We start from the raw sequence: 26,654 nt of genomic DNA, 5'->3' as shown, positions 1-26,654 counted from the left end.
ATGCGGGGACGTTGGAAATACGGGGACGGACAGATCGATTATCGGGGTGCGGCGAAGCGGGCGAGGAGATCCGCGTGAAAACGCTCCGCCACGTTCGGATGTGCCCGCAGGCGGGACTTGAGTGCGTTGAGGCCGTAGACGGCGTGCAGCGTGCCGCCGTGTGCGTCGGGGCCGACGCCGCGGGCGGCCGCGGCCAGATCTGCGGGCAACTCCACCGCCGGGAGTTCGCGGTCGAGACCGGGATTGAGGAAGAAGGGCAGCGACACGCGGTCGGTACCCGCCGGGGGCGGCAGCACACGATGGACGGTCGCCTGGAGGTAACCGCCGGTGGCGACCTCGAGGAGTTCTCCGATGTTGACGATGAAATGCCCTGGGAGCGGGTCGATGTCGACCCAACGTCCGTCGCGTTCGACCTGGAAGCCGGTGCTGCCGGGTTCGGGATACAGCAACGTCAGCGCGCCGACGTCCTTGTGGCTGCCGACCCCTTGATCGGTGACCGAGCGGTCGTGCCCGGGATACCGCGCGATCTTCAGCAGCGGGTCGGGATCGGCGAAGGCGTCCTCGAAGTGATCGGCGGGGGCACCGAGGGATTCGGCCCATGCACCGAGCAGTCGGCGTCCGACGTTGCCGGCCTCGTCGATCCACCGCAGGGCCAGTTCGCGTAGTCGGGGGACCTGCTCGGGCCACAGATCGGGGCCGTGCAGCACCTCCCAGGGGCGGTCGGGGTCGACCTCGGCGACGGCATCGCGTTCCGGGCCAATGTCGAGTTGTTCGCGCCAGTCGACATAGCCCTGGGTGCGTTCGCCACCGACACGGGTGTAGCCGCGGAAGTGGGGCGAGCGGATGTTCTCGATCGCGAGCTTGCCCGCCTCGGGGAGGGCGAAGAATTCGCGTGCTGCCGCAACGAGCCCGTCGGCGAGCGCGGGCTCTATCCCGTGACCGGCGAGATGGAAGAACCCGATCTCGTGGGTGGCCTCCCGGAGGCGATCGAGCAGGGCGTTGCGTGTGGTGTCGTCGCCGTCGAGATCGGACAGATCGATGACGGGCAATACTGTCGAATCGGACATGATGTGCCTTTCGAACCGCATCGGATGCGAGGAATTCCCGGTCACCGCCGGATCGTCGGTCACAGCGGACCCAGGGGAATCGTGAGAGCAGTGCGAGCAGCCCCGACAGGGGTGATCAGCGGCAACGACAACACGCAGGAGCCACGGCGCTTCGAGCGCGTGTGCTCACAGTCTGCGCGTGAGTGTTGCCCATGTTCTCCTCCGATGAGGTCGCGTGCGACCTTCGACGACAGTGGCGCCACGACGTGGTCCTGATCAAGGCTAATCGCCGCCTGGACCACCCGGCAAATCATCCTCGACCGGCAGTGCGACACCATTGACAGTAGGCTGTCGTTTTGTCAGCATACTGTCATGACCGAAACAGTTCACGTCGCCGTGTACGACACCCTGGCTGACTGGGAGATCGGATACGTCACGCCACATATCGCAGATCCCGAATGGCAGCGCAGCCCCGGCCGGTACCGCGTCCGTACCGTCGGAGCCACGACGGAACCGGTCACGACCAAGGGCGGACTCCGCATCCTTCCCGACGCCGTGCTCGCAGACATCACGCCGGAGGACAGCGCGATGCTGATCCTCGCGGGCAACGACATCTGGCCGACCGACGCCTACGCCCCGTTCGTCGACAAGACCCGGCAATTCCTCGACGCCGGCGTTCCGGTGGCCGCGATCTGTGGCGCGACCGGAGCGCTCGCGGCTGCCGGCCTGCTCGACGAGCGGCCGCACACGAGCAACGCTCCAGAATTCCTGCAGAGCGTCGGATACGGTGGCGCCGATCTGTACCGGGACGAACCCGCGGTCACGGACGGCGATCTCATCACCGCGAGCGGCATCGCCCCGGTCGACTTCGCCCGCGCGATCTTCACCCGGCTCGACATGTACGAACCGCGCGTCCTCGACGCTTGGTACGCCCTCTACGGCGAGCGCGACCCGCGCGGCTACTACGAGCTCATGTCCTCCGGCTCGTGACGGAGCAGAACGCGGCCGAGCAGCACCCGGCGGAGGCCGAACTGCTCAGCGCGGCCGCACTGACGGCCTTCCGGCTCAACGGCCAGTTTTTCGCGCTGGCCGAGACCCTGGCGCGTCCGGTGGGCCTGACCGCGGCCTGGTGGCAGGTCCTCGGCGCGGTCTCCTCCGCTCCGCTGCCGGTGTCCGCGATCGCCCGCGAGATGGGCATCACCCGGCAGAGCGTGCAGCGCATCGCCGATCTCCTCGTCGACAAGGGCCTGGCGGAGTACCGGCCCAATCCGGCGCACCGTCGCGCCAAGCTCGTCGCGATGACACCGGCCGGTCACGACGCGATCCGTGCCATCGGCCCCGCTCACGCCGACGCCGCGCGGGCACTGTGCGAGGAGACCGGATCCGAGAACCTGGCGCGGATCGTGGAGGGCATGCGCGCGCTGTCGGCCGCCCTCGACCGATCGGCCGATCAGCTCCCCGACGGACGACGCGGCGGGAAGTGACGGATGAGCCCTTCCTGCACGACGGTCGCGACGAGTTCGCCCTCGATGGTGAAGTAGCGTCCCGTCGCCATACCACGGGAACCGGCCGCTACCGGGGATTCCGTGGCGTACAGGTGCCATTCGTCGAAGCGGAGCGGACGGTGGAACCAGATCGAATGGTTGACCGTCGCCGCCACGATCCGGTCGAGTCCCCACGACAGGCCGTGCGTGGTGAGGATCGAATCGAGGACGGTCGTGTCGGACGCGTAGGCCAGCGTGGCGACGTGGAGCAGCGGATCGTCGGGCAGTTGCCCGTCGGCGCGCATCCACACGCGGTTGTGGCCGAGCTTCTCCCCCGTTCCCCGCAACACCCAGGCGGGGTCGTTGGCGTACCGCATGTCGATCGGCTTGAGCGCGCCGACGAAATGCGGCAACTGCTCCTCGAAGCCGCGCAGGCGTTCGCCGATCGGCGGAAGCGCTTCGGGCAGGGGAACATCGGGAACGGTCACCGAGTGTTCGAGGCCTTTGCCCCACCGCTGGAAGGCGGCGAGCATGACGAACAGTTCCTGGTCGTCCTGGTAGGCGGTGACCATCCGGTTCGCGAAGTCGCGGCCGTCCCGGTGGGTGACGACGTGGTAGTCGATGGGCCGCTTGACGTCGCCGCCCCGGATGAAATGGGCGTTGATCGCGTGCACAGGACGATCACCCACGGTGCGTCCGGCCGCAATGAGCGCCTGCGCGACGAGCTGACCGCCGAAGGTGCGGCTGCCGACCTGCTCGGGATGACCACCACGGAAGACGTTCTCCTCGACCTGCTCCAGATCGAGGAGGCCGAGGAGAACGTCGAGATCCGTTGTGTCCGACAGTGTCACCGGGTGTCTTTCTCACCCAACCGGTGCACGTGGATGAGGTTGGTCGAACCCGAGCGTCCCGGAGGCGCTCCGGCGACGATCACCACGAGGTCGCCGCGCTGGTACCGGCCCAGCGACAGCAACGCCGCGTCGACCTGTTCGACCATCTGGTCGGTGGTGTCGACCGGCTCGACCGAGAAGGTCTCGGTGCCCCACGTCAGCGCCAGCTGGTTGCGGATGTGCGGGACGGGCGTGAACGCGAGCAGCGGCAGCGGGGTGTGCAACCGCGCGAGTCGTCGCACGGTGTCGCCCGACTGGGTGAACGCGACGAGCGCCTTGGCGTCGAGACGCTCGCCGATGTCGCGGGCGGCGTACGAGATGACACCGCGCTTGGTGCGCGGAACGTGCGTCAGCGCAGGCACTTCCGTCGAATCCGACTCGACGGCGGCAATAATGCGCGCCATCGTGCGGACCGTTTCGACGGGGAACTTGCCGACGGAGGTCTCACCCGAGAGCATCACGGCGTCGGTGCCGTCGAGCACGGCGTTGGCCACGTCGGAGGCCTCGGCGCGAGTGGGACGCGAGTTCTCGATCATCGATTCGAGCATCTGCGTCGCGACGATGACGGGCTTGGCGTTCTCACGTGCTATCTGGATCGCGCGCTTCTGCACGAGCGGTACTTGCTCGAGCGGAAGTTCGACGCCGAGGTCGCCGCGCGCCACCATGACCGCGTCGAAGGCGAGGACCACGGCCTCGAGATTCTCGACGGCCTCGGGCTTCTCGAGCTTGGCGATCACCGGCACGTGCCGCCCGACGCGGTCCATGACCTCGTGAACGAGTTCGACGTCGGCCGGCGACCGCACGAACGACAGGGCGATGAAGTCGACACCGAGGCGCAGTGCGAACTCGAGATCCTCGATGTCCTTCTCCGACATGGCCGGAACGGAGACGTTCATCCCCGGCAGGGAGACACCCTTGTTGTTGCTGACGGGTCCGCCCTCGATGACGCGGCAGACGACGTCGTTGCCCTCGACCGCCTCGACGACGAGACCGACCTTGCCGTCGTCGACGAGCAACCGGTCGCCGGCGACGGCGTCCTGAGCGAGTTCCTTGTAGGTGGTCGAGACGCGGTCGTGGTCTCCGACCACGTCGTCGACGGTGATGCGGACCACTTCACCGTGTTCCCACACGGTGCGGTCCTCGGCGAATCGTCCGAGCCGGATCTTCGGCCCCTGGAGATCGGCGAGGATACCGACGGCGTGCCCGGAGGCCTCCGACGCAGCGCGGACCCGGTTGTAGTGGCCCTCGTGGTCGGCGTGTTCACCGTGGCTGAAATTCAGGCGGGCGACGTCCATTCCGGCGTCGACGAGATTCCGCAGGACATCGGGGTCGGCGGTGGCCGGCCCCATAGTGCAAACGATCTTGGTGCGTCGGGTCACGCTTCGAGCCTAGCCTCCGAGCCTGCGACCCTCCATCCCAGCACCCCGGTGCGTGTCGCCGGGGTGCCGATGGGACGGAGACGTCGGGATGTCACAGGCGACGGAGTCGTCGGGATGTCACGGACGGAGCTGGCGTCCGTTCTTGTCGCGGACCTTGCCGGTGAGCATGAGGATGCCGTCGATCAGCGGCCAGATGCCCCCGATACCGCAGGTGAGCCAGGTGACGGCGATCTGCGCGACCGCCGTGCCCGGCTGGTCGAGGTAGAAGCGTCCGGCACCGAAGGCGCCGAGCAGGATCCCCAGCACACCTGCGGTGACCTTGCTCTTGTCGGAGTACGGCTCGCCGGTGTAGGGATCGCGTCCGAAGGGCGCTGCGGCGTCGTGACCGTACGGGTTCGACGGGTCGGGGTAGCCGTAGGCGGGCATCACCCCGTAGCCGGGCGGCGGACCGTATCCCTGTCCGCTCTGCGGAGGCGGACCGTAACCCTGCCCGCCCTGCGGAGACGGACCGTAACCCTGCCCGCCCTGCGGAGGCGGACCGTAACCCGGCTGCTGCGTTCCCTGCGGACCGGTGTACCGGCCCTGCGACGGGTCCTGCTGCGGGGACCCGATCGGGTAGTGCGGGTCGGGTGTCCCGTAGACCGGTCCGGTGCCGGTCTCGGGCCGGCCCTGATGCTCGCCGTAGGGGTAGTCGCCCGGGGACGGATAGTCGGACTCGTGCTCGGCCGGCGGCGGGTAGCTGGGCGTGGTCCCCCAGCCCGGTCCGTTGCCGACACCCGAGTAGGTGTCCCATCCCGGTCCCGGAGTGCCGGTGGCGCCACCGAGGGAGTCGAGTGTGGGCGGTTGAGCGGACAACGAGGCCTGCGCGGTGGCGTCGTAGTCGAACGCGCGTCCGAGATCGGGCGGCGGGGTGTGCTCGCTCTCCGAGGACCGCTCCGGCGTGTCGGCGCCGGAGGCGGACTCGCTCCGCTTGGTCAGGTCGGGCTTGGCAGGCTCCGTCGTGTCGGGCTCCGGCTTGGCAGGCTCCGAATCGGATGCTCCCGAAGCTTCCGGGTCCTGTCTGGTCACGAGTGATCCCCTTTGCTGTCTCCGGACGTCGCTTCGTCGACTCTACCGGCGGCGGACGACGAGCTGTCCGACTCCGCATCCGCCGACTCCGAAGTGGGCGCGGCCTCGTCTGCGGCCGCCCCGCCCTCGTCCTGTGCGGCCGGCTCTGCGTCCGCGTTCCCGGCGACCGGATTCAGCGTCGCAGGGTCCTCGCGGCCCTTACGTGCGAGGACGAAGTAGGCGACCGCGAGCACGAATACGATGCCCGAGGTGAACGAGTTGATCCGGATACCGGCGATCTGGGTCGCCGCATCGGTGCGCATCAGCTCGATCCAGAACCGGCCCGCGCAGTACCCGGCGACGTAGAGGGCGAACAGGCGTCCGTGACCGATCGTGAACTTTCGGTCGACGAACACCAACAGCAGCACGACGGCGAGGTTCCACAGCAGCTCGTAGAGGAAGGTCGGGTGCACGACGAAGGCCACCTCGCCGGTGGACACGCCGTCGACCAGCCCGGGCGCGACCTGCCCTGCGTCGTTGCGCCGTTCGTAGATCTCGAGTCCCCACGCCACCGTGGTCTCGCGACCGTAGAGTTCCTGGTTGAACCAGTTGCCGAGGCGTCCGATGGCCTGCGCCAGCAGGATCGCCGGGGCGAGGGCGTCCCCGAAGGCCGGCAGCGGGATCCCCCGCCGACGGCACCCGATCCACGCACCGAGCGCACCGAAAGCGACCGCACCCCAGATGCCGAGGCCGCCCTCCCAGATCTTCAGGGCGTCGACCGGGTCGTTGCCGTCTCCGAAGTACTTCTGCCAGTCGGTGGCCACGTGGTAGAGCCGCCCACCGATCAGACCGAAGGGCACCGCCCACACGGCGATGTCGAGGACGGTGCCGGCCTGTCCGCCGCGCGCGACCCAGCGGCGGTCGCCCCACCAGATCGCCACGACGATCCCGACGATGATGCACAGGGCGTAGGCGCGGAGGGCGAACGGTCCGAGATACCAGACGCCCTGCGGCGGACTCGGCAGATAGGCCAGAACAGACGCAGTGGATGTCACGAGTGCACGTTAGCGGAGCGAACGCCCTTCGCGAGATCCCGAGTCAGTGCGAGCAACGCGTCGGGCCCTTCGGCGACGGCGGAGACCAGCGCCGAACCGACGATCACGCCGTCGGCGTAGCCCGCGATCTCCGCGGCCTGGGCACCGTTGCGCACACCGAGACCGACACCGACCGGGATGTCGGAGTGCGTGCGCACCCGGGCGACGATCTCCGGCGCGCGGTTGTCGACGCTGTCGCGGGCGCCGGTGACACCCATGGTCGAGGTGGCGTAGACGAAGCCGCGGCACTTGTCGAGGGTGGTCGCGAGGCGCTCGTTGGTCGACGACGGTGCGACCAGGAAGATCCTGCCGAGTCCGTACTTGTCGGCCGCGGCGATCCATTCTTCCGCCTCGTCCGGGACGAGGTCGGGCGTGATGATGCCGAGTCCACCCGCGGCCGCGAGGTCGCGCGCGAAGTTCTCGACGCCGTACTTGAGCACGAGGTTCCAGTAGGTCATCACGACCGCGGCGCCGCCGGCGGCGGTGATCGCCTCGACGGCCGGGAAGACGTCGCGGACCCGGACGCCGTTGGCGATCGCTTCGAACGCCGCGTTCTGGATGGTGGTGCCGTCCATGACCGGGTCGCTGTACGGGATGCCGACCTCGATGAGATCGCAGCCGCCCTCGACGAGCGTCTTCATCGCCTCGACGGAGCGCTCGACGGTGGGATAGCCGACCGGCAGGTAACCGACCAGTGCGGCGCGGTTCTCGGCGCGGCAGGTCGCGAAGATCTCGGTCAGGCGTTCGTGCGGGGCGCTCACTGGGCTGCTCCTTCGGGGCCGGTCCGGTCGGCGGACTCGTCGGTCGGCAGGTAACCGAACCACTTGGCGGCGGTGTCGACGTCCTTGTCCCCGCGGCCGGAGAGGTTGACCAGGACGATGGCGCCCTTGCCGAGTTCGGGGCCGAGCTCGACGGCACCGGCGACGGCGTGGGCCGACTCGATAGCGGGGATGATGCCCTCGGTGCGGCACAACAACGCGAAGGCCTCCATGGCCTCACTGTCGGTGACGGCGCGGTACTCGGCCCGGCCGGTGTCGGCGAGCCAGGCGTGTTCGGGGCCGACGCCGGGATAGTCGAGCCCGGCGGAGATCGAATGCGATTCGATGGTCTGGCCGTCCTCGTTCTGCAACAGGTACGAGAACGCGCCGTGCAGGGCACCGTGAGTGCCGCCGCCGATGGTGGCGGCGTGCCGTCCGGTCTCCACCCCGTCCCCCCCGGCCTCGCAGCCGACGAGCTTGACGGACGGGTCGTCGATGAACGGGTGGAAGATGCCGATCGCGTTCGATCCGCCGCCGACGCAGGCGACGACGGCGTCGGGCAGGCGACCGGTGAGTTCGCGGATCTGTGCGCGGGCCTCGAGGCCGATGATGCGCTGGAAGTCGCGGACCATCGCCGGGAAGGGGTGCGGGCCGGCGGCGGTGCCGAAGCAGTAGTAGGTGTTGTCGGCGTTGGTGACCCAGTCGCGCATCGCCTCGTTGATCGCGTCCTTGAGGGTGCGCGAGCCGGTCTTGGCGGCGATGACCTCGGAGCCGAGCAGACGCATGCGCGCGACGTTGAGGGCCTGCCGTTCGGTGTCGACCTCGCCCATGTAGACGCGGCATTCGAGACCGAGCAGCGCGCATGCGGTGGCGGTGGCGACGCCGTGCTGGCCGGCGCCGGTCTCGGCGATCACGCGGGTCTTGCCCATGCGCTTGGCGAGCAGCACCTGCCCGAGCACGTTGTTGATCTTGTGCGAGCCGGTGTGGTTGAGATCCTCGCGCTTGAGGAAGATGCGCGCTCCGCCGGCGTGTTCGCTCAGGCGGGTGGCCTCGTAGACCGGGGACGGGCGGCCGGTGTAGTCGCGCTGCAGGCGGTCGAGTTCCGCGAGGAAGTCCGGATCGACGCGTTCCTTCTCGTAGGCAGCGGTGACCTCCTCGATCACCGCCATGAGCGCCTCGGGCACATAGCGGCCACCGAAGACTCCGAAATGGCCGCGGACGTCGGGTTCGTGCGCGGTCGGAGTGGCGAGGGCTTCGCTCATCGAGGGAAGCCCTCGGCCTTTGGCGGAAAGTGCGGAATCGTCTGCAGTCACGCGTCCAGTCTGCCCCACCACGCGATGCGGATCACGTGGGGGTCCGGACCGGCCGGGACAGTCAGCGTGCGGGCTTGGGGCACGACGGATGCGTGCCCACCGTCACCAGTTCGGCGACTGCCTGGCGCGGATCCCCACTGGTGACCAGTCCCTCTCCGACGAGCACCGCGTCGGCGCCGGCACCCGCGTACGCGAGCAGATCGGCCGGGCCGCGGACACCGGATTCGGCGATCTTGAGCACGTTGCTGGGCAGGCCCGGCGCGATGCGCGAGAAGGTCGTCTTGTCGACCTCGAGGGTCTTGAGGTTGCGGGCGTTGATGCCGATGACGGTGGCGCCGGCCTCGAGGGCACGGTCGGCCTCCTCCTCGGTGTGCGCCTCGACCAGCGCGGTCATGCCGAGCGACTCGACGCGGTCGATCAGCGCCGTCAGGACGGTCTGCTCGAGGGCCGCGACGATGAGGAGCACGATGTCGGCGCCGTGTGCCCGCGCCTCGTGGATCTGGTAGGGACCGACCACGAAATCCTTGCGCAGTACGGGAATACGGACAGCGCGACGGACGGCGTCGAGGTCGGCGAGGCTGCCGTGGAATCGGCGTTCCTCGGTGAGAACGCTGATGGCGCGAGCGCCTCCGGACTCGTACGCTGCTGCGAGTTCGGCGGGATCGGCGATGTCGGCGAGAGCACCCTTCGAGGGGCTGGCACGCTTCACTTCGGCGATGACCGCGATGCCCGGTTCGCGCAGCGCGGCCTTGGCGTCGATCGGTGGGGGCGCGGCTGCGGCGGCAGCCTTGACGGACGCGAGATCGAGGGCCGCCTCACGGGCGGCGACGTCTGCTCGCACTCCTTCGAGAATCGAATCGAGAACTGTCATCGTGGCTCGAGTCCTTTCCCACCCTGCTCAATCCCGATGTGATCAAGCTCATCGGATCTGTCTAGAAGAGTAGTGAAGTGGTTTACAGCGGTCACCGGCGGGTGCCCGTATCACCCTCGCCACCGTCGTCGGTGGGATCCTCACCTGCGTCCAGTGCGTCCCACAGACCGCGTTCGGACAGGGGTTCATCGTTCTCGGCGCGCCGGGCGGCCGCCTCGCGACGTGCTGCCGGGGCGTCGTACTTCGACGACAGTCCGGCCGCCTCGCGCGGGGTGCGCCACAGCGTCACCGCCGCGGCGAGGGCCGCGACGGCGCCGACGATCGCAAGGACGGCGGGCAACGGATAGGTCTCGACGGCGGTCACGGTCGCGCGGTCGGGCAGCGCGGCCACACCGGCCGCGGTCTCGGGGTCTGCGTCGCCGGTGAGCAACCGGACGGCGGGGATCGCGGCGGCGACGGCGACGGCCGCGACCACGAGCGAGACGAGACGCAGCGCGAGTCCGCGCACCGCGAAGACGGCGGCGACCGCCGCGAGCAGCACGAGAGCGAGCGGGGTCAGTGCCGCCGCCCAGCGGCCACCCTCGAGGTCGTCGACGCGGTCGATCCCGAGTCCGTCGGACGAGACCGCGGTGACCCACGTCATCCGGCTCGATGCCCACAACAGGGCCGCACCGACCCCGAGCAGCAGGGCGGCGATCACGGTCGGCCGGCGCCGGCGTCCGGTGGTGGGGCCGGCGTCCGGCGTCTCCGCGGTCACCGTGCGTCACCGCCGTAGGTGGTGAGGGTGGACGCGGCGGCCACTGCGGCGAGGGCGGACATGGCCTTGTTGCGGGCCTCGGTGTCCTCGGCCTCCGGATCGGAGTCGGCGACGATGCCGGCACCCGCCTGCACGTAGGCGACGCCGTCCTTGACGAGCGCGGAGCGGATCGCGATGGCGGTGTCGGCGTCGCCCGCGAAATCGAGATAGCCGACGATGCCGCCGTAGATGCCGCGGCGGGTGGGTTCGAGTTCCTCGATCAGTTCCATCGCGCGCACCTTCGGCGCCCCCGACAGGGTCCCGGCGGGGAAACACGCCGTGACGGCGTCGAGGGCGTGCTTGCCCTCCGCGAGTCGCCCGGTGACCGTGGAGACGAGGTGCATCACGTGGCTGTACCGCTCGATGTGGCGGTAGTCGTGCACCTCGACGGTGCCCGGCGTGCACACCCGGCCGAGGTCGTTGCGGCCGAGATCGACGAGCATGAGGTGCTCGGCGTTCTCCTTCTCGTCGTGGACGAGGTCCTTCTCGAGCAGGATGTCCTCCTCCTCGTTCGCGCCGCGCCACCGGGTCCCTGCGATGGGATGGGTGGTGGCCACCCCGTCCGAAACCGTCACGAGCGCCTCCGGGCTCGATCCGACGATCGAGAAGGCCGTCTCACCGTCCGGGCCGGGGATGTGGAGCAGAAACATGTACGGGCTGGGGTTGGACGCGCGGAGCATCCGGTAGACGTCGATCGGCTCTGCGTCGCAGTCGATCTCGAAGCGCTGCGAGAGCACCACCTGGAAGGCCTCACCGGCCTCGATGTCGCCGATCAGTTTGCGGACGTCCGTGCAGAACGACTCGGTGGTGCGCTGGCGGCGGTAGTCGGGTTCGGGCCGCGAGTAGATCGCGACGGTGGCCGGTGCGGGCGCGGCGAGGGCCGCGGTCATCCGGTCGAGGCGGGCGACGGCGTCGTCGTAGGCTTCGTCGACGCGCTCGTCGGAGCCGTCCCAGTTCACGGCGTTGGCGATGAGCCAGATCATGCCCTCGTGGTGGTCGACGGCCGCGAGGTCGGTGGCCAGCAGCATCACCATTTCAGGGATCTGCAGATCGTCCTCGGCGAGCGTCGGCAGCTTCTCGAGATGGCGGACGACGTCGTAGCCGAGATAACCGACCATACCGCTGGTCAGGGGCGGCAGTCCGTGGATGCGGTCGGTGTGGAGCAACTGGAGGGTCTCGCCGAGGACGTCGACGGGGTTGCCACCCGTGGGCGCGCCGGCCGGGACGTTGCCGTACCAGGCAGCGTCGCCATCGACGACGGTCAGCGCGGCCGGGCTCCCGGCGCCGATGAACGACCACCGCGACCACGACCGGCCGTTCTCCGCCGACTCGAGCAGGAAGGTTCCGGGGCGGTCGGCCGCGAGCTTGCGGTAGGCCGACAGCGGGGTCTCCGCGTCCGCGAGCACCTTGCGGGTCACCGGGACCACGCGGTGCTCGGCGGCCAGCTGGCGGAACTGCTCGCGGGTGGTCGTCGAATCGGAACGGCCGCCACCCGAGGAGTCGGTGGTGGCTGCGGGAATGGTGGTGGGCTCGCCGGACATGCGCCCCATCATCCCAGGGACCTCGTCCGGCTCTGCAGCCGCCGTCAGGCGACCTGGAACGAGCGCTTGGCCAGGCCCATCCAGAAGCCGTCGACGACCTGGTCGATGCCGTGGCCGGGGGCGTCGGAGGCACCGAGGGTGACGAACAGCGGAGCGAAGTGCTCGACCGACGGATGCGCGTAGGGCATGCCCGGTGCGCGGTGCCGGAAGTCCAGCAGAGCGTCGACGTCGCCGCGCGCGAGTTGCTCGGCGGTCCAGTGGTCGAACTCCGACGACCAGCCCGGCGCGGCGGCCTCGGGCCGCGGGTCGCGCAGGAAGGGCAGACCGTGCGTGGTGAACCCGGACCCGATGATGAGTACGCCCTGCTCACGCAGCGGACGCAGCCGGGCGCCGAGGTGCAACAGCCGTTCCGGGTCGAGGGTGGGCAGGGAGATCTGCAGCACCGGGATGTCGGCGTCCGGGTACATGACGGTCAGCGGTACGTAGGCACCGTGGTCGAGTCCTCGGTTCGGCTGCTGCACCACCGGTTCGTCGTCGGGCATCAGTGCCGCGACCTGCCGAGCCAGTTCGGGCGCGCCGGGGCTGGTGTAGGTCACCTCGTAGAAGCGGCGCGGGAAGCCGCCGAAGTCGTACACGAGCGGGGTGCCGGTGATCGTCGACCCGATGGTCAGCGGAGCGGATTCCCAGTGCGCCGAGACCACGAGGATCGCTGTGGGTCGCGGCAGGTCGGCCGCCCAACGCTGCAGCTGCGAGACCCACAGTTCGCTGTCGACGAGCGGCGGGGCGCCGTGACTGAGGAACAGGGCGGGCGTGGTCGCGGAATCGATGGTCATGACATCCCCTCAAGTTGAAGCTTCAAGTATCATAGAGGAGAACCCGTCGCGCGGCCATTCCCATTCCCCGACCGGGTGCGACAGCGAAACCGAACGAGCGAGGAGCAGGCATGAGCAACGAGGACCCGCAGTGGCTCGATCCGGCGCAGCAGAACGCCTGGCGGGCGCTCGTCTCCGTCGTCACGCGACTGCCGGCCGCGCTCGACACCCAGATGCAGCGCGACTCCGACATGACGCACTTCGAGTACTTCGTCCTCGCGCTGCTCTCCGAGCACCCCGAGCGCAGGCTCCGTCTCAACGCCCTCGCCGCCGAGGCCAACGCGTCGCTGTCGCGGCTCTCGCACGTCGTCACCCGCCTCGAGAAGCGCGGCTGGGTGCGACGCGAACCGGTTCCGGGCAGTCGCGGTTCGCACGCAGTGCTCACCGATGCCGGCTACGACACAGTAGTCGAAGCGGCACCGAGCCACGTGAAGGCGGTGCGCAGGCTCGTGTTCGACGGCCTCGACGACAACCAGGTCCGCGCGCTCGCGCGCCTGGGCTCCGCCCTGGTCGAGCAGATCGACGAAGGTATCGCCGGCGGTATCGGCAAGGCCTGAGCCGCCGCTCGACGACCCTCCCGCGCGTGTTCGTAGGTCACGCCGATCCCGTCGTGGATCCGGATGCAGTCCTGCACCAACTCGCTGCCGTACTGCCCGATGTAGGCCTTTGCGGCACAGAAGAGTTCGTCCGCATCGGGGCTCGATGTCGCGACCGCACGCCGCTTCACCCCGTCGTCAGAAGACAGCACTCTCAATACAGAGAACACTAGTCTCATCGGATAAGAAACGGGTACGCGAGGACGGACTCGGGTGGACCGAGTCGGTTCAGCCGAGCGGAGTTCCGCCCACGCCCCAGTTCTCGCGGGGCACCTCGGTGATCGTCACCCACACCGACGACGGATTCTTGCCCGAGGCCTCGGCGTACGCGCGGGTCACTGCGGAGATCACCTCGGCCTTCTGCTCGTCGGACAGGCCCGGCGTCTGGCTGATCTGGATGAGAGGCATGCGGGCATTGTTGCAGCCCGTCGCACGACCCGCTGATCGGTCCTGCGCCGTGTCCGTCACGGTACGATCCGGACCTCCGTCGTCCGCGGATGCTCGACGAGCGCAACCATCGCATCGACGAACGGGACACCGTCGACCAACGGCGTCGAATAGTGCTGGCGCAGAGCGCAATAGCCCTCGATGCGGCCCGCGGCGCCCGTGGGATCCGACAGCGGATCGACCATGTCGCACACGGCGTCGCCGGCGGCGCACACGGTGGCCACCGGAACGTCCCCGAAGCCCGCTCGCGCCCCGCTCGGCGAGATACCGGGCAGGGCGGCGGGCACCACGACCTCCGCGCCGGTCCCGGACGTCCGCGGATCGGCGATGAGCAGACCGGAGAGATCGGCCGGTCGGTCGGAGGCGTGCGCGAGGACGTCACCGGCCACAGCGGCGCCCTGCGAGAAACCGACGATGCGCACCGCGGCCTCAGGGCACTCCGTCTGCGCCCGCACGACCTGCCGGTGGAGTTCGGCAACCGGCTACTCGGCGATCTGCGGTGCCTCGAGTAGGACGTCGGTATCGAAGCAGGTGTGCGTGCCGGTGTGGCAGGCGGCGCCGACCTGGTCGACGACGAGCAGCACCGTGTCGCCGTCGCAGTCGAGACGCACCTCGTGCACGTACTGGGTGTGCCCGGACGTCTCGCCCTTGACCCAGTACTGCTGCCGCGACCGCGAGTAGTAGGTGGCCTTGCGGGTCGCGAGGGTGCGGGCGAGCGCCTCGTCGTCCATCCACGCCATCATCAGCACGGCGCCGGTGGCCCGCTCCTGCACGACGGCGGCGAACAGACCGTCGTCGTTGCGCTTCAGCCGGGCGGCGATCGCCGGATTCAGGATGTCGCTGCTCATCGAACCGTGATCCCTTCCGCACGCATCGCGTCCTTGACCTCGCCGATCGTCAGCTCCCGGAAGTGGAAGACGCTCGCGGCGAGCACCGCGTCGGCACCGGCCTGCACGGCGGGCGCGAAATGCTCGACGGCTCCGGCGCCCCCGGAGGCTATGACGGGCACGTGCACGGCCCCGCGCACGGCCTCGATCATCTTCAGGTCGAATCCGTTCTTCGTGCCGTCGGCGTCCATCGAGTTGAGCAGGATCTCGCCGACGCCGAGTTCCTCGCCGCGCCGGGCCCACTCGACCGCGTCGATCCCCGTACCGCGGCGGCCGCCGTGCGTGGTGACCTCCCAGCCGCTCGGCGTCGGTTCCTGACCGGCGGGCACGGTGCGCGCGTCGACCGACAGCACGATGCACTGCGAGCCGAAGCGCTCGGACATCTCGCGCAGCACCTCGGGCCGGGCGATGGCCGCGGTGTTGACCGAGACCTTGTCGGCGCCGGCACGCAGCAGCCGGTCGACGTCCTCGACGGTGCGGACGCCGCCTCCGACCGTGAGCGGGATGAACACCTGCTCGGCGGTGCGCGTGACGACGTCGAGCATGGTGCCGCGGTCGCCGCTCGACGCGGTGACGTCGAGGAAGGTCAGTTCGTCGGCACCCTGCTCGTTGTAGAGCGCGGCGAGTTCGACCGGGTCACCCGCATCGCGCAGGTTCTCGAAGTTGACACCCTTGACCACCCGCCCCGCGTCCACGTCGAGGCACGGGATGACCCGCACGGCCAGTGTCATGTTCGATCTCCTTCGGAACCCGACTGCTCGGCCACGGACCGTTCCGTCGCCGACTGCACAATCTTCAGTATCTCGCCGTGCACTCCGGGCGCTGCAGCGACCACCGATCCGGACCCGATCCGCCAGGGCCGGCCCGCGAAGTCGGTGGCGATGCCACCGGCGGCCCGCACGAGTGCGACACCAGCGGCGTTGTCCCAGGGGTGGTGGCCGAACACGACGGCACCGCCGATCGCGCCTCCCGCGGTGAACGCGAGGTCGGCACCGGTGGAGCCGTGCATCCGCAGCCGGGCGACGCGCCGGCTCAGCTCGGTGATGACGGCGAGACGCCGGGTGCCGGGCACCCGACCGCGACTGTCGATGTCGAAACTGCCGACCGCGATCATCACGTCCTCGAGCCGCGCCGGTTGCAGCGGTTCGGTGGGCTCGCCGTTCACGAGCAGCGGCCCGTCGGCGATTCCCGCGAAGCGCTGATTCGTCAGCGGCAGCCACGTGAGGCCGAGGACCGGTTCGCCGTCCTCGACGAGAGCGAGGAGGATCCCGGCCATCGGCAGCCCGGCGGAGTAGTTGATGGTGCCGTCGATCGGGTCGAGCAACCAGACGGTGCCCTCCCCCGCGGACGGGCCGCCGAACTCCTCACCGTGCACGGGGATACCGGTGCGCTCGGCGAGGGCACCGGAGATCCGCCGCTCGAGTTCGAGATCGAGGTCGGTCGCGAAGTCGTTCGGCCCCTTGTCGACGGAACGCGGCGCACCGTGCCCGGCGACGAATCGTTCCGCGACCTCGTCGAGTACACCGCTCGCGACGGCGAGCAGCCGGTTCAGGTCTGCGGGATCGGCCATGGGTCAGCGCGAGACGGCGTCGAGCGCCTCGGTCAGCGTGAATCGGCCCGCGTACAGCGCCTTTCCGATGATGGCACCTTCGACACCCTCGTCGACGAGCGTCGCGATGGCACGCAGGTCGTCGACGGTCGAGACGCCACCGGAGGCGACGACCGGCGATTCGGTGGCCGCGCACACCTCGCGGAGCAGGTCGAGATTGGGGCCGGAGAGGGTGCCGTCCTTGGTGACGTCGGTGACGACGTAGCGCGAGCAGCCGTCGCGTTCGAGGCGCTCGAGCACCTCCCACAGGTCGCCGCCGTCGGAGACCCAGCCGCGGCCGCGCAGCCGCCACTGGCCGTCGAGGAGCTTGACGTCGAGGCCCACGGCGATGCGGTCGCCGAACTCGCCGATGACGCGCGAGCACCACTCGGGATTCTCGATCGCGGCGGTGCCGAGGTTGACGCGGGCGCAGCCGGTCGCGAGGGCGGCGGCGAGGGTCTCGTCGTCGCGGATGCCGCCCGACAGCTCGACCTTCACGTCGAGTTCGCCGATGACCTCGGCGAGGAGGGCGCGGTTGTCGCCGCGACCGAACGCCGCGTCGAGGTCGACCATGTGCACCCATTCGGCGCCGGCGTTCTGCCATTCGAGGGCGGCGTCGCGGGGCGAACCGTAGCCGGTCTCGCTGCCCGCCTCTCCCTGAACGAGGCGAACTGCTTCACCGTTGACGACGTCGACTGCGGGCAAAAGGACCAGGCTCACTGCGTACACATTAGTGCCTGTACCTGTGACATCGCCAAACGCGTGGCCGGGGCGTCAGGAAAGCGCCGTGCGTCATGCCGACCGTGCCGCGTCGAGGGCCCGGCAGGTCGGGGTCGGGCGGCCGGTGTACTCGTCGACGGGCCCCTCGTACAGCACGGTTCCCCCGTGCCGTCCCGGTCCCGGTCCGAGGTCGACGATGTGGTCGGCGTGCCGGACCACGTCGAGGTGGTGCTCGATGACGACGACCGTGTGCCCCCGGTCGACGAGGTCGTCGAAGACGCGCAGGAGGGTGCCGACGTCCTCGGCGTGCAGGCCGGTGGTCGGTTCGTCGAGGACGTAGAGGGTCGGCGTCTTCGCTCGTCCGAGTTCCCTGGCGATCTTGACCCGTTGGCACTCCCCGCCCGAGAGCGTGTCGAGTGACTGTCCGAGGCGGAGGTAGTCGAGGCCCACCCCGGCGAGTGCGTCCAGTCGGCGTGCGATCTCCGGGTGCGGCAGTTCCTCGAGGGCACGACCGACGGTGAGGTCGTCGACGTCGGCGATCGACAGGCCGTTCACGGTATGCCCGAGCACCTCTGCGGTGAATCGGCGGCCGTGGCAGGTGTCGCAGACGACCTCGTGTCCGTCCATGAAGGCGAGGTCGATGTATATGACACCGGCCCCCTTGCAGGTCGGGCACGCACCCGCCGAGTTCGCGCTGAACAGGCTCGCCGGCACACCGTTGTGTTCGGCGAACATCCGCCGCAGGGCGGGTGCGATGCCGGTGTAGGTGATCGGGGTGGAGCGGCGATTCGTGCTCACCGACCGCTGATCGATCACCGTGGCGTCGTGCCGGTCGACGAGTTCGGCCGCGAGACTGGACTTTCCCGATCCGGCGACGCCGGTGAACACGGTGAGCACCCCGGTGGGGATCCGCACCGTCAGGTCGCGGAGGTTGTTGCGACGCGCATCGGCGATCTTGAGGCGGCCGGTCGCCTCGCGGGCGGGGCGACCGCGGCCGGTGTCGCGGCGCAGCGATCGGCCGGTGGGGGTGTCGGCCGTCCGCAACCGGTCGAAGGTGCCCTGGAAGACCAGGCGACCACCGGACGAGCCCGCACCGGGACCGATCTCGATCACCTGATCGGCACGGGCCATCACGCTCGGGTCGTGTTCGACGACGAGGACGGTGTTGCCGCTGTCGCGGAGCCGTTCGAGAAGCTCGATCATCGTCTCCACGTCGGCGGGATGCAGACCGACCGTCGGTTCGTCGACGACATAGGTCATCTCCGTCAGGCTCGACCCGAGGTGACGGACCATCTTGATCCGTTGCGATTCGCCGCCCGAGAGCGTGGTGGTCGTCCGGGCGAGCGCGAGATAGCCGAGGCCGATCGTCACCATCGCCCCGAGCCGGTCCACCAGTGCGGAGACCACTGGCGCGGCGCGCTCGTCGTCGATCGTGCGCACGAACTCGAGCAACTCGGTGATCTCGAGCCGGGACAGCTCCCCGATCGTGCGACCGCGCACGGTGACCGCCCGCGCGGCTGCGTTCAGCCGTTCCCCACCGCAGTCCGGGCACGTCTCGGCGCGGGTGAAACGCCGGATGACGTCCTGTTTGCGTTCGGAGAGGTTGTCGGAGGTGTGCAGGTGGATACGCTCGAACCTCTCGACGACGCCCTCGTAACCGTCCGGCGGTTTGTGGCCCAGCGCCGCTGCGGCCTCGCCGCCGTAGAGCAGTGCTTCCCGCTCGGCGGGCTTCCACTCGCGCAGGGGTGTGTCCGCGTCGAAGGAACCGATGTCGGCGTACTGGGAGTACCAGTACCCACCGTGGCCGAAGCCGGGCACCAGGATCGCGCCCTCGGCGAGGGACCTGTCGAGATCGAGGAACCGTTCGACGGCACTGACGACGATCTCACCGAGCCCGGAGCAGGTCGGGCACATCCCGGTGGGGTCGTTGAACGAGAAGCGGTTCGACTCGCCGAGCACGGGCGTGCCCGCCCGGGAGTACAGCAGCCGCAGATAGGTCCAGGTGTCGGTGATGGTGCCGACCGTCGAGCGGGCGTTGCCGCCGAGGCGGCGCTGGTCGACGACGATCACCGGCGTCAGACCGTCGATGTGGTCGACGTCGGGGCGCGTCCACTTCGGCAACCGATTGCGCGTGAACGGCGGGTACGTCTCGTTGAGCTGGTAGCCGGCCTCCGCGGCGATCGTGTCGAAGACGAGCGACGACTTGCCGGAGCCGGACACCCCGACGATCACCACGAACCGGTTGCGCGGAACGGTCAGATCGACGTCGGCCAGGTTGTGGGTGCGGGCGCGGCGGATCGTGATGGCGCGGCCTCGCACTGCCGCCTCGGTGGTCGTGACGGTGGTGGTCATGGGTTCGACGCTACGGCCGGTCGCGGCCGGATCCTGACCGCGACCGGTGGGAGGATGACGGCATGGCGGACGTCACCGAGCGGATGCTCGCGTTGTTGTCGATCCTGCAGACCGGACGCGCGATCGGCGGGGACGAGCTGGCCCGGCGGCTGCAGGTGAGCCGCCGGACGCTCCGCCGCGACGTCGACCGGCTGCGCGGCTACGGATATCCCGTCGAAACCCGTTCCGGGCCCGGCGGTTTCTACCGTCTTGCGTCGGGACGCTCGATGCCGCCGCTGGTACTCGACGACGACGAGGCCGTCGCGGTGCTGCTGGGGCTCGGCGCTCTCGCCGCGACCGGGCCGGCCGAAGGTGGACTGGACGACGCTGCCACCCGCGCCTACGGCAAGCTCGACCAGTTCCTGCCCGCGCGGTTGCGCCCGCGGGTCGCGGCCGTCCGCAGCACGGTGGAGACGAGTGCGCTGCAGGCGCCCAGCGTGTCGGCGGAGCTGCTCGGCACCGTGGCGGAGGCGGTCGCGCGGTGCGACACGCTCACCTTCGACTACGTCGACGCGCAGGGCTCGCCGACCTCGCGCCGGGTCGAGCCGTACCGGCAGGTCCACCACCTGCTGCGGTGGTACCTCCTCGGATGGGACGTCGACCGCGAGGACTGGCGGGTCTTCCGCCTCGATCGTGTGCGCGACCTGCTCCGAACCGGCCGCCGGTTCGCACCCCGCCCGCTTCCCGCCGGGTCCGCCACGGAATACCTGCGGCAAGGACTCCGGCAGGGGCGGACACCAGTGCACCTGGACGTGGCGGCCTCGGCCACGCACGTCGCCGACGCGCTGAAGTACCAGGACGCCGAGATCCGGCCGACGGGTGACGACCGGACCGAGGTGCACCTCGCCGTCGAGTCGTGGCAGTGGCTCGTCCTCGCGCTCGCCACCCTCGACGCCGACGTCCGGATGCGCGCGGACCCGGAGATCGTGCGGTCCTGCGCGGTGTTCGCCGATCGTCTGCGCGCGGCGACGCAGGGCGCCGTCGTCCCCTCCGAGGAGCGCGCGAGGTGAATCAGGGCGCGGCAGATCGATTTCGAGTCCGCACAGCTGCGTTACGAAGCCCCTCGCGCGCCCAACCGGGCTTCGCTACCGCAACACGCCGGGCGAAATCCGGTTCGGCGCGTCAGCTTCCGGGGCGGTCGTCCTCGGCGGGACCGAAGGCGCGGCGGGCCGACCGCGTCGACACGACACCCATCGCCACGACGGCCGCCACGATGCCGACGAGTGCGACGACCAGCCCGACGACCGGCGTGGGACGGACCGCCACGACGACGATCGCGGTGACGAGCAGCACGACGGTCGCCGTGCCGACGGACATCAGGGCGTGACGGCCGAAGGAGAACTCTCCGCCCGGCCGACCGCGCCGCGGCCCGGTCACAACGAGCTGACCCAGTTCTGCAGCAACTGTGCGCCGGCGTCGCCGGACTTCTCCGGGTGGAACTGGGTGGCCGAGAGCGGACCGTTCTCGACGGCGGCGACGAACCGGCTGCCGTGCTCGGCCCAGGTCACCTTCGGCGGGGCGAGACGCTCGGGAGTGTCGAGTTCCCACTTGCGGGCGGCGTAGGTGTGGACGAAGTAGAAGCGGGTGTCGGCGTCCATGCCGGCGAAGAGCACCGAATCGGCGGGAGCCTCGACGGTGTTCCAGCCCATGTGCGGCAGCACCGGTGCGTCCAAGCGCTCGACCGTACCGGGCCACTCGCCGCAGCCCTCGGTCTCGATGCCGTGCTCGACGCCGCGTTCGAACAGGATCTGCATGCCGACGCAGATGCCGAGCACGGGGCGTCCGCCGGCGAGGCGGGTGCCGATGATCTTGTCTCCACCGACGCTGCGCAGGCCCTTCATGCACGCGTCGAAGGCACCGACGCCGGGGACGACGAGGCCGTCGGCGGCGAGCGCGATCTTCGGGTCGGCGGTGACCTCCACATGCACGCCGGTACGGGCGACTGCCCGCGTGGCGGAGTGGAGATTGCCCGAGCCGTAGTCGAGGACGGCGACCGTGGTTGCGCTCATGATGTCGATTCTAGGTGGTGGGACGGGGACGTTCCGACGGCCCGGCCAGTCGGGCCAGCAGCGGCAGGGCCGGGACCAGGACCGCGGCCGCGGCGAACGCCGCGGGATATCCGGCCGCGGCTGCCACCGCGCCGAGGGCGAACGAACCGGCGCCGGTGCCGGCGTCGAAGCCGATGTTCCAGGCGGCGCTCGCCGAGCCGGTGTTACCGGCCCCGGCGCGACGGAACGCGACGAGCAGCGCCTCGTTCTGCACGACACCGAAGCCGAATCCGAAGGCGATCGCGGCGACGATCAGCAGCACCGCTCCCCCGCGGTCGTCGGCGACGAGCGCGAAGGGAATCATCGCCAGGCCCGCCAGGCCGAGACCGACGGGCAGCAACTTGCCGGCGCCGACCCGGTCCGCGACGGAACCTGCCGCGTACCGCCCGATCAGCGAGGACGCGCTGAGTACGGCCAACGCTGCCGCGACGGGCAGGCCAGCGACCGCGATGCGCAACAGCGAGGTGAGACCGCCGTAGGCGATCGCACCCGCACCCACCGCGACCAGCGGGAACAGGAGCACGACCGGCGGCACCCGTCGTGCCGTCCGCGACTGTTTCGCGGCCAGCCGTGGCAGACGGCTCGCGGCGAACAGACCGGTGGACGAGATGATCGCGCCGAGCACGAACACCGGCGTGGTGGAGAACCGCTCGGCGATCGCCAGCCCGGCGGGCAGACCGATCGTCTGGGACGCGGCGATGGCGATGCCGAGCATGCCGGTGGCCCGGCCGAGCAATCGCGGCGGCGCGAGTTCGCCGACGAGGGCGGCCGCCGCCACGGTGATCATGCCGAAGCCGATACCGCGCAGCGCGGAGATCCCGAGCACGGCCGCCGGGGCCATCGACACGAGGAACAGCAGCGACGGCGGCCCGAGGAACAGGCAGCCGGCCACGAGCGTCGCGCGGTGACCGAACGCGCGCAACAGTCGCGGCATCGCGAGCTGGGTGAAGACGGTGGTGAACATGAACACCGCCGTCACCGACCCGGCGAGCATGTCGCTGCCGCCGGCCTCGGCGATCGCCCACGGCACGACCGGCAGCAGCAGCGAGAAGCCGCCGAAGGCCGCAGCGGACGTCGACCACGCCGGGATCAGACCACGAACGGTGAACAGTCCTTGTTGTTCCGCCACGTCAGAGCAGCCGGAAGACGCCCGCGGCGGCGGCCAGCACGGTCAGAGCCAGCAGCACACCCGCGAACAACGTGTTGCGCGCCTTCCACATCGACCACGTTCCGCCTGCCGCGAATCCGGCCACGATGAAGCACAGGTAGGTGAGGACGACATCCATATGTCAGAGACTGCCCTTCGTCGACGGGATGCCGGTCACACGCGGGTCGGGTTCGACGGCCTCGCGCAGCGCGCGGGCGACCGCTTTGAACTCGGCCTCGGTGATGTGGTGCGGGTCGCGGCCGTAGAGCACCCGCACGTGCAGGGCGATGCGGGCGTGGAAGGCGAACGACTCGAACACGTGCCGGTTGATCACCGTCGAGTAGGGCACGCCGGGATACCCCCCGATCACCGAGTGCACCATGTAGTCGGGTTCACCGGTGAACACGCAGTAGGGACGGCCGGAGACGTCGACCGACGCGTGCGCGAGGGTCTCGTCCATCGGGATGAAGCAGTCGCCGAAGCGCCGGATGCCGCGCTTGTCGCCGAGGGCCTGACCGAAGGCCTGGCCGAGGACGATGGCGGTGTCCTCGACGGTGTGGTGGGCCTCGATCTCGATGTCGCCCTGCGCCTGCACGGTGAGATCGAACGAACCGTGCTGGCCGAGCGCGGTGAGCATGTGGTCGTAGAACGGGATCCCCGTGGAGATCTCGGTGCGGCCGGTCCCGTCGAGGTCGATCTCGACGGTGATGCTCGATTCCTTGGTGGTGCGTTCGACGCGCGCGATGCGGTCGCTCATCGGGTTTCCTCGATTTCCGTGGCCGCGAGCTTCTCGCTCACTCGCAGCAACTCGTCGTTCTCGTGGGTCAGGCCGATCGTGGTGCGCAGGTAGCCGGGGATCCCGACGTCGCGGATGAGTACACCCTCGTCGAGATACCGCTGCCAGGTGGCAGGGGCGTCCGCGAAGCGGCCGAACAGGATGAAGTTGGCGTCGGAGGGGATCACGTCGTAGCCGAACCGGGCGAGTTCGGCGGCGACGCGGTCGCGCTGGGCGGCCAGTTCCGCAACCGACGCGAGAGTTTCGGCGGCGTGCCGCAGGGCCGCACGCGCGGCGGCCTGGGTGATGACCGACAGGTGGTAGGGCAGGCGCACGAGCAGCAGCGCGTCGATCATCGCGGGGGCTGCGGCGAGATAGCCGAGCCGTCCACCGGCGAAGGCGAACGCCTTGCTCATCGTCCGCGAGACGACGATCTTCGTCGGGTACTCGTCGATCAGCGACAGAGCGCTCGGCTGCGAGGAGAACTCGACGTACGCCTCGTCGACGATCACGATGCCGGGGGCGGCGTCGAGGATCACCCGCAACTGGTCGAGCGGGATGCTGTGTCCCGTCGGGTTGTTGGGGCTGGTGACGAAGACGACGTCGGGCCGCCGCTCGCGCACGGCGGCGGCGGATGCGTCGACGTCGAGGGTGAAGTCGTCGCGCCGGTAGGTGGCCAGCCACTCGGTCTGGGTGCCGTCGGCGATGATCGGGTGCATCGAGTACGACGGCACGAAGCCCATCGACGTGCGCCCGGGGCCACCGAAGGCCTGCAGGAGCTGCTGCAGGATCTCGTTGGAACCGTTCGCGGCCCAGACGTTCTCGACGCCGAGGGGAACACCGGACGCCTTCGTCAGATAAGCGGCGAGGTCGGTGCGCAGCGCGACCGCGTCGCGGTCGGGATAGCGGTGCAGCTGCGTCGCCGCCTCACGCACGGCCTCGGCGACGTCGTCGACGAGCGCCTGCGTGGGCGGGTGCGGGTTCTCGTTGGTGTTGAGCTGGACGGGCACCGTCAGCTGCGGTGCACCGTAGGGCGACTTGCCGCGCAGATTCTCGCGCAACGGCAGGTCGGCGAGGGTGATGCGGGAGCCGGGGATCTGGGTCACTTCAGCGCCTCGAATCGCAGACGGACGGCTTCACCGTGGGCGGGCAGGTCCTCGGCGTTCGCGAGGGTGATGACGTGACCGGAGACGTCCTTCAGGGCCGCCTCGGTGTACTCGACGACGTGGATGCCGCGCAGGAAGGTCTGCACGCTCAGGCCCGACGAGTGCCGGGCGCAGCCGGCGGTGGGCAGCACGTGGTTCGATCCGGCGCAGTAGTCGCCGAGGGAGACCGGCGCCCACGGCCCGACGAAGATCGCGCCCGCCGACCGGACACGCGCGGCGACCTCGGAGGCGTTCTCGGTCTGGATCTCGAGGTGCTCGGCGGCGTAGGCGTTGACGACCTTCAGGCCCTGCTCGATGTCGTCGACGAGGACGATGCCGGACTGGCTGCCGGACAGCGCGGTGGTGACGCGCTCGCGGTGCTCGGTGAGCTCGAGCTGCGCGGCGAGCGCGGTATCGACGGCGTCGGCGAGGTCGGTGCTGGTGGTGACGAGCACCGAGGCGGCCATGACGTCGTGCTCGGCCTGACTGATCAGGTCGGCGGCGACGTGCACCGCGTCGGCGGTGTGGTCGGCGAGGATCGCGATCTCGGTGGGACCGGCCTCGGCGTCGATGCCGACGACCGCGCGGCACAGCCGCTTGGCGGCGGTGACGTAGATGTTGCCGGGGCCGGTGATCATGTCGACCGGGGCGAGTTCGGCGCCGTCGGTGTCGGTGCCGCCGTAGGACAGTAGTGCGACACCCTGTGCGCCGCCGACGGCCCACACCTCCTCGACGCCGAGCAGGGCCGCGGCGGCGAGGATCGTCGGGTGCGGCAGTCCGCCGAAGTTCTTCTGCGGCGGCGAGGCGATGACGAGCGATTCGACGCCGGCGGCCTGCGCCGGCACGACGTTCATCACGACCGACGACGGGTAGACCGCGTTGCCACCCGGCACGTAGAGGCCGACGCGTTCGACCGGCACCCAGCGTTCGGTGACGGTACCGCCGGGGACGACCTCGGTGGTGACGTCGGTGCGGCGCTGGGCCGCGTGCACGACGCGCGTGCGCGCGATGGCCTCCTCGAGAGCGGCACGGACGGCGGGGGCGAGTTCGGCCAGCGCGCGGCCGAGTTCCGCGGCGGGAACACGTACCGAGGCGGGGCGGACCCCGTCGAACTTCTCGCAGTAGTCGAGCGCGGCCTCGGCGCCGCGATCGCGTATGTCGTCGACGACGGGACGGACCTGATGGAGCACCGCGTCCACATCCACTCCGCCGCGGGGCAGTGCGCCCCTGAGCTCCGCAGTGGTGGGAGTACGACCGCGCAGGTCGGTGCGGGCAAGCATGAGGTGTCCTCTCTCGTCGAACAGGGGTCACCTTCTACTATCTCGCATCGAGTGGTGACGTTCGAAGTCGCGCCCGCGTGAGGATGCTCTCGACACGGATCACCGTGCTTATGCTGACGGCATGGACGAGGACGAGTCGCGCCCGAGCACGTTGGGCGAATTGATCCGCCGCCAGCGTGAGCTCGCAGAACTGCCCATGCGTCAACTCGCGGCGATGGTGGGCATTTCGAATCCGTACCTGTCGCAGATCGAGCGGAACCTGCGGGCGCCGAGCGAGCGTGTGCTGCAAGCGATCGCCGAACAGTTGCACCTGTCAGCGGACACCCTCGCGACCCACGCGCAGGCCGACGACGGAGCGGAGTCCGCGGTCCTGCGGGCGATCCGCGAGGATCCCGACCTGACCAATCCCCAACGGCGTTCGCTCGAGGAGATGTACGAGGCGTTCCGCGAGGTCACCGTCGCGCGCCGTCGGCGTGGTGGAGGACGCGAACCCGACGAGAAGTGAGCATTCTCACAATCGGTACCGAGTGCGTTCGTGC

General features: G+C 69.8%; 30 protein-coding genes. 5 read left to right on the top strand and 25 right to left on the bottom strand.

Features of this window, described 5'->3' with window-relative positions:
* Positions 1-38 precede the first annotated feature (38 nt).
* Complete coding sequence (locus M3330_RS21620; protein ID WP_039585253.1) at positions 39-1,067, bottom strand: isopenicillin N synthase family oxygenase; 1,029 nt, start codon at positions 1,065-1,067, stop codon at positions 39-41.
* 351 nt (positions 1,068-1,418) lie between these two features.
* Here M3330_RS21620 and M3330_RS21615 point away from each other — a divergent pair, with 351 nt between their 5' ends.
* Positions 1,419-2,036: a DJ-1/PfpI family protein gene (locus M3330_RS21615; protein WP_019289699.1), complete on the top strand. Its 618-nt coding sequence runs from the start codon at positions 1,419-1,421 to the stop codon at positions 2,034-2,036.
* Positions 2,033-2,530, top strand: coding sequence for a MarR family winged helix-turn-helix transcriptional regulator (locus M3330_RS21610; protein WP_006554054.1), 498 nt, complete (start codon positions 2,033-2,035; stop codon positions 2,528-2,530). The genes M3330_RS21615 and M3330_RS21610 overlap by 4 nt, the downstream gene beginning before the upstream one ends.
* Here the strand turns inward: M3330_RS21610 and M3330_RS21605 are convergent.
* The 10 genes from M3330_RS21605 to M3330_RS21560 form a co-directional block, all read right to left on the bottom strand.
* A complete protein-coding gene (locus M3330_RS21605; protein ID WP_006554055.1) occupies positions 2,497-3,381 on the bottom strand; it encodes an acyl-CoA thioesterase II in 885 nt (294 codons plus the stop codon). The two genes, M3330_RS21610 and M3330_RS21605, sit on opposite strands and share 34 nt — an antisense overlap.
* Complete coding sequence (gene pyk / locus M3330_RS21600) at positions 3,378-4,799, bottom strand: pyruvate kinase (protein ID WP_006554056.1); 1,422 nt, start codon at positions 4,797-4,799, stop codon at positions 3,378-3,380. The genes M3330_RS21605 and pyk overlap by 4 nt, the downstream gene beginning before the upstream one ends.
* A gap of 117 nt (positions 4,800-4,916) precedes the next feature.
* A complete protein-coding gene (locus M3330_RS21595; protein WP_255026284.1) occupies positions 4,917-5,867 on the bottom strand; it encodes a TM2 domain-containing protein in 951 nt (316 codons plus the stop codon).
* Complete coding sequence (lgt, locus tag M3330_RS21590) at positions 5,864-6,901, bottom strand: prolipoprotein diacylglyceryl transferase (RefSeq protein ID WP_039585217.1); 1,038 nt, start codon at positions 6,899-6,901, stop codon at positions 5,864-5,866. The genes M3330_RS21595 and lgt overlap by 4 nt, the downstream gene beginning before the upstream one ends.
* Positions 6,898-7,701 (bottom strand): tryptophan synthase subunit alpha, encoded by an 804-nt coding sequence (gene trpA / locus M3330_RS21585; RefSeq protein WP_006554059.1) that lies wholly within the window; start codon positions 7,699-7,701, stop codon positions 6,898-6,900. Before trpA ends, lgt begins: the two co-directional genes overlap by 4 nt.
* On the bottom strand, positions 7,698-8,960 hold the full coding sequence (gene trpB / locus M3330_RS21580; RefSeq protein ID WP_255026280.1) for a tryptophan synthase subunit beta: 1,263 nt from the start codon (positions 8,958-8,960) through the stop codon (positions 7,698-7,700). The genes trpA and trpB overlap by 4 nt, the downstream gene beginning before the upstream one ends.
* Positions 8,961-9,072: 112 nt before the next feature.
* A complete protein-coding gene (gene trpC / locus M3330_RS21575) occupies positions 9,073-9,882 on the bottom strand; it encodes an indole-3-glycerol phosphate synthase TrpC (protein ID WP_016696041.1) in 810 nt (269 codons plus the stop codon).
* A gap of 91 nt (positions 9,883-9,973) precedes the next feature.
* Positions 9,974-10,639 (bottom strand): TIGR02234 family membrane protein, encoded by a 666-nt coding sequence (locus M3330_RS21570; RefSeq protein WP_006554062.1) that lies wholly within the window; start codon positions 10,637-10,639, stop codon positions 9,974-9,976.
* Positions 10,636-12,219 (bottom strand): anthranilate synthase component I, encoded by a 1,584-nt coding sequence (locus M3330_RS21565; protein WP_255026277.1) that lies wholly within the window; start codon positions 12,217-12,219, stop codon positions 10,636-10,638. The genes M3330_RS21570 and M3330_RS21565 overlap by 4 nt, the downstream gene beginning before the upstream one ends.
* Before the next feature lie 44 nt (positions 12,220-12,263).
* The gene (locus tag M3330_RS21560) at positions 12,264-13,052 is read right to left on the bottom strand and encodes a dioxygenase (protein ID WP_006554064.1); all 789 of its coding nucleotides are present in this window, start codon (positions 13,050-13,052) and stop codon (positions 12,264-12,266) included.
* A 110-nt stretch (positions 13,053-13,162) separates the two neighbouring features.
* On the opposite strand from M3330_RS21560, the gene M3330_RS21555 reads away from it, so the two are divergent.
* Positions 13,163-13,648: a MarR family winged helix-turn-helix transcriptional regulator gene (locus tag M3330_RS21555; protein ID WP_255026275.1), complete on the top strand. Its 486-nt coding sequence runs from the start codon at positions 13,163-13,165 to the stop codon at positions 13,646-13,648.
* Between the two features lie 267 nt (positions 13,649-13,915).
* Here the strand turns inward: M3330_RS21555 and M3330_RS21550 are convergent, their stop codons facing one another.
* From M3330_RS21550 to M3330_RS21520, 7 genes are all read right to left on the bottom strand, one after another.
* Positions 13,916-14,095 (bottom strand): 4-oxalocrotonate tautomerase family protein, encoded by a 180-nt coding sequence (locus tag M3330_RS21550; protein ID WP_016935788.1) that lies wholly within the window; start codon positions 14,093-14,095, stop codon positions 13,916-13,918.
* A gap of 56 nt (positions 14,096-14,151) precedes the next feature.
* The gene (locus tag M3330_RS21545; protein WP_255026274.1) at positions 14,152-14,589 is read right to left on the bottom strand and encodes a cutinase family protein; all 438 of its coding nucleotides are present in this window, start codon (positions 14,587-14,589) and stop codon (positions 14,152-14,154) included.
* Positions 14,590-14,616: 27 nt separating this feature from the next.
* Positions 14,617-14,982, bottom strand: a complete 366-nt coding sequence (hisI, locus tag M3330_RS21540; protein ID WP_006554067.1) for a phosphoribosyl-AMP cyclohydrolase — start codon at positions 14,980-14,982, stop codon at positions 14,617-14,619.
* Entirely contained in the window at positions 14,979-15,752 is a 774-nt protein-coding gene (gene hisF, locus M3330_RS21535) for an imidazole glycerol phosphate synthase subunit HisF (RefSeq protein WP_006554068.1), read from the bottom strand. Before hisF ends, hisI begins: the two co-directional genes overlap by 4 nt.
* Positions 15,749-16,591 (bottom strand): inositol monophosphatase, encoded by an 843-nt coding sequence (locus tag M3330_RS21530; protein ID WP_033097643.1) that lies wholly within the window; start codon positions 16,589-16,591, stop codon positions 15,749-15,751. The genes hisF and M3330_RS21530 overlap by 4 nt, the downstream gene beginning before the upstream one ends.
* Before the next feature lie 3 nt (positions 16,592-16,594).
* Positions 16,595-17,329, bottom strand: coding sequence for a bifunctional 1-(5-phosphoribosyl)-5-((5-phosphoribosylamino)methylideneamino)imidazole-4-carboxamide isomerase/phosphoribosylanthranilate isomerase PriA (priA, locus tag M3330_RS21525; RefSeq protein WP_006554069.1), 735 nt, complete (start codon positions 17,327-17,329; stop codon positions 16,595-16,597).
* A gap of 72 nt (positions 17,330-17,401) precedes the next feature.
* Positions 17,402-19,681, bottom strand: a complete 2,280-nt coding sequence (locus tag M3330_RS21520) for an excinuclease ABC subunit UvrA (RefSeq protein ID WP_255026272.1) — start codon at positions 19,679-19,681, stop codon at positions 17,402-17,404.
* A gap of 62 nt (positions 19,682-19,743) precedes the next feature.
* Here M3330_RS21520 and M3330_RS21515 point away from each other — a divergent pair, with 62 nt between their 5' ends.
* Positions 19,744-20,730, top strand: coding sequence for a YafY family protein (locus tag M3330_RS21515; RefSeq protein ID WP_064852370.1), 987 nt, complete (start codon positions 19,744-19,746; stop codon positions 20,728-20,730).
* A 112-nt stretch (positions 20,731-20,842) separates the two neighbouring features.
* On the opposite strand, the gene M3330_RS21510 is transcribed toward M3330_RS21515, so the two are convergent.
* Genes M3330_RS21510 through hisD form a run of 7 tightly spaced genes read right to left on the bottom strand, consistent with a single transcriptional unit; the run spans position 20,843 to position 26,115 of the window.
* Positions 20,843-21,037: a hypothetical protein gene (locus M3330_RS21510; RefSeq protein WP_019289707.1), complete on the bottom strand. Its 195-nt coding sequence runs from the start codon at positions 21,035-21,037 to the stop codon at positions 20,843-20,845.
* A gap of 56 nt (positions 21,038-21,093) precedes the next feature.
* Positions 21,094-21,729: an imidazole glycerol phosphate synthase subunit HisH gene (gene hisH, locus M3330_RS21505; RefSeq protein ID WP_006554072.1), complete on the bottom strand. Its 636-nt coding sequence runs from the start codon at positions 21,727-21,729 to the stop codon at positions 21,094-21,096.
* Positions 21,730-21,739: 10 nt separating this feature from the next.
* On the bottom strand, positions 21,740-22,897 hold the full coding sequence (locus M3330_RS21500; protein WP_255026267.1) for an MFS transporter: 1,158 nt from the start codon (positions 22,895-22,897) through the stop codon (positions 21,740-21,742).
* Position 22,898: 1 nt separating this feature from the next.
* A complete protein-coding gene (locus M3330_RS21495) occupies positions 22,899-23,054 on the bottom strand; it encodes a hypothetical protein (protein WP_016696019.1) in 156 nt (51 codons plus the stop codon).
* A 3-nt stretch (positions 23,055-23,057) separates the two neighbouring features.
* Complete coding sequence (gene hisB, locus M3330_RS21490; RefSeq protein WP_006554074.1) at positions 23,058-23,672, bottom strand: imidazoleglycerol-phosphate dehydratase HisB; 615 nt, start codon at positions 23,670-23,672, stop codon at positions 23,058-23,060.
* Positions 23,669-24,796, bottom strand: coding sequence for a histidinol-phosphate transaminase (locus tag M3330_RS21485; RefSeq protein WP_006554075.1), 1,128 nt, complete (start codon positions 24,794-24,796; stop codon positions 23,669-23,671). The genes hisB and M3330_RS21485 overlap by 4 nt, the downstream gene beginning before the upstream one ends.
* Positions 24,793-26,115, bottom strand: coding sequence for a histidinol dehydrogenase (hisD, locus tag M3330_RS21480; RefSeq protein WP_006554076.1), 1,323 nt, complete (start codon positions 26,113-26,115; stop codon positions 24,793-24,795). Before hisD ends, M3330_RS21485 begins: the two co-directional genes overlap by 4 nt.
* Before the next feature lie 121 nt (positions 26,116-26,236).
* Here hisD and M3330_RS21475 point away from each other — a divergent pair, with 121 nt between their 5' ends.
* A complete protein-coding gene (locus M3330_RS21475) occupies positions 26,237-26,620 on the top strand; it encodes a helix-turn-helix domain-containing protein (RefSeq protein WP_006554077.1) in 384 nt (127 codons plus the stop codon).
* Positions 26,621-26,654: the final 34 nt, after the last annotated feature.

Origin of the sequence: Rhodococcus sp. GA1, assembly GCF_024321955.1 — a bacterium.
GTDB classification, from domain to species: Bacteria; Actinomycetota; Actinomycetes; order Mycobacteriales; family Mycobacteriaceae; genus Rhodococcus; species Rhodococcus pyridinivorans.
The sequence above is the reverse complement of the archived record's forward strand: the minus strand, read 5'-3'. Positions and strand labels throughout refer to the sequence as shown.

Excerpts from the sequence above, each read along its gene's own strand:
- hisI (WP_006554067.1), bottom strand. The coding sequence starts at position 14,982 with ATGAGCAGCGACATCCTGAATCCGGCGATCGCCGCCCGGCTGAAGCGC.
- M3330_RS21555 (WP_255026275.1), top strand. The coding sequence starts at position 13,163 with ATGAGCAACGAGGACCCGCAGTGGCTCGATCCGGCGCAGCAGAACGCC.
- M3330_RS21615 (WP_019289699.1), top strand. The coding sequence starts at position 1,419 with ATGACCGAAACAGTTCACGTCGCCGTGTACGACACCCTGGCTGACTGG.
- M3330_RS21520 (WP_255026272.1), bottom strand. The coding sequence starts at position 19,681 with ATGACCACCACCGTCACGACCACCGAGGCGGCAGTGCGAGGCCGCGCC.
- hisF (WP_006554068.1), bottom strand. The coding sequence starts at position 15,752 with ATGACACTGGCCGTGCGGGTCATCCCGTGCCTCGACGTGGACGCGGGG.
- hisH (WP_006554072.1), bottom strand. The coding sequence starts at position 21,729 with ATGAGCGCAACCACGGTCGCCGTCCTCGACTACGGCTCGGGCAATCTC.
- M3330_RS21475 (WP_006554077.1), top strand. The coding sequence starts at position 26,237 with ATGGACGAGGACGAGTCGCGCCCGAGCACGTTGGGCGAATTGATCCGC.
- hisD (WP_006554076.1), bottom strand. The coding sequence starts at position 26,115 with ATGCTTGCCCGCACCGACCTGCGCGGTCGTACTCCCACCACTGCGGAG.
- M3330_RS21560 (WP_006554064.1), bottom strand. The coding sequence starts at position 13,052 with ATGACCATCGATTCCGCGACCACGCCCGCCCTGTTCCTCAGTCACGGC.
- M3330_RS21515 (WP_064852370.1), top strand. The coding sequence starts at position 19,744 with ATGGCGGACGTCACCGAGCGGATGCTCGCGTTGTTGTCGATCCTGCAG.
- trpB (WP_255026280.1), bottom strand. The coding sequence starts at position 8,960 with ATGAGCGAAGCCCTCGCCACTCCGACCGCGCACGAACCCGACGTCCGC.
- M3330_RS21495 (WP_016696019.1), bottom strand. The coding sequence starts at position 23,054 with ATGGATGTCGTCCTCACCTACCTGTGCTTCATCGTGGCCGGATTCGCG.
- trpC (WP_016696041.1), bottom strand. The coding sequence starts at position 9,882 with ATGACAGTTCTCGATTCGATTCTCGAAGGAGTGCGAGCAGACGTCGCC.
- M3330_RS21510 (WP_019289707.1), bottom strand. The coding sequence starts at position 21,037 with ATGTCCGTCGGCACGGCGACCGTCGTGCTGCTCGTCACCGCGATCGTC.
- M3330_RS21565 (WP_255026277.1), bottom strand. The coding sequence starts at position 12,219 with ATGTCCGGCGAGCCCACCACCATTCCCGCAGCCACCACCGACTCCTCG.
- M3330_RS21620 (WP_039585253.1), bottom strand. The coding sequence starts at position 1,067 with ATGTCCGATTCGACAGTATTGCCCGTCATCGATCTGTCCGATCTCGAC.
- hisB (WP_006554074.1), bottom strand. The coding sequence starts at position 23,672 with ATGAGCGACCGCATCGCGCGCGTCGAACGCACCACCAAGGAATCGAGC.
- M3330_RS21530 (WP_033097643.1), bottom strand. The coding sequence starts at position 16,591 with ATGGCCGATCCCGCAGACCTGAACCGGCTGCTCGCCGTCGCGAGCGGT.
- M3330_RS21550 (WP_016935788.1), bottom strand. The coding sequence starts at position 14,095 with ATGCCTCTCATCCAGATCAGCCAGACGCCGGGCCTGTCCGACGAGCAG.